This is a genomic window from Sulfitobacter sp. 1A13368 (assembly GCF_043557275.1).
In the GTDB taxonomy this organism is placed as follows: Bacteria; Pseudomonadota; Alphaproteobacteria; order Rhodobacterales; family Rhodobacteraceae; genus Sulfitobacter; species Sulfitobacter faviae.
Window position 1 is genome coordinate 1 of sequence record NZ_JBIFFR010000021.1, and the last position, 1140, is coordinate 1140.

Here is a 1140-nt window from a genome sequence, read left to right on the forward strand (position 1 = left end):
CACCATGGCAAAGGCAAAGTTTGAACGCACCAAACCGCACGTCAACATCGGCACGATCGGCCACGTTGACCACGGTAAAACCACGCTGACCGCGGCGATCACCAAATACTTCGGTGACTTCCAAGCGTATGACCAGATCGACGGCGCGCCCGAAGAGAAGGCCCGCGGCATCACCATCTCGACCGCGCACGTTGAGTATGAGACCGAGAACCGTCACTACGCCCACGTCGACTGCCCCGGCCACGCTGACTATGTGAAAAACATGATCACCGGTGCGGCGCAGATGGACGGCGCGATCCTGGTTGTGAACGCGGCCGACGGCCCGATGCCCCAGACCCGCGAGCACATCCTGCTCGGCCGTCAGGTTGGCATCCCCGCCATGGTCGTCTTCATGAACAAAGTTGACCAGGTCGACGACGAAGAGCTGCTCGAGCTCGTCGAGATGGAAATCCGCGAACTGCTGTCCTCCTACGACTACCCCGGCGACGACATCCCCGTCGTTGCGGGTTCCGCTCTGGCGGCGATGGAAGGCAACAAGCCCGAGATCGGTGAAGAGTCCATCAAGAAGCTGATGGCCGAAGTTGACGCCTACATCCCGACACCTGAGCGTGCCGTGGACCAGCCCTTCCTGATGCCGGTCGAAGACGTCTTCTCGATCTCCGGTCGTGGTACCGTTGTGACTGGCCGTGTCGAGCGTGGCGTGATCAACGTTGGCGACGAGATCGAAATCGTCGGCATCCGCGACACCAAGAAAACCACCTGCACCGGTGTGGAAATGTTCCGCAAGCTGCTGGACCGTGGTGAAGCTGGCGACAACATCGGCGCCCTGCTGCGCGGCGTTGAGCGTGACGGCGTTGAGCGTGGTCAGGTTCTCTGCAAGCCCGGCTCCGTGACACCGCACACCAAGTTCGAAGCCGAAGCCTATATCCTCACCAAAGAGGAAGGTGGCCGTCACACGCCGTTCTTCGCGAACTACCGTCCGCAGTTCTACTTCCGTACAACTGACGTGACCGGCACCGTTCAGCTGGCAGAAGGCACCGAGATGGTCATGCCCGGCGACAACGTGTCCTTCGGCGTTGAGCTGATCGCACCGATCGCCATGGAAAACGGCCTGCGCTTCGCGATCCGCGAAGGTGGCCG

The 1140-nt window shown here is 61.2% G+C and carries 1 protein-coding gene; it reads left to right on the forward strand.

Going from position 1 to position 1140, the window contains the following annotated elements:
- Nucleotides 1–4: 4 nt before the first annotated feature.
- Nucleotides 5–1140: elongation factor Tu (tuf, locus tag ACGYK4_RS17290; RefSeq protein WP_276153690.1), on the forward strand; the 1136-nt coding region annotated here is incomplete at its 3' end.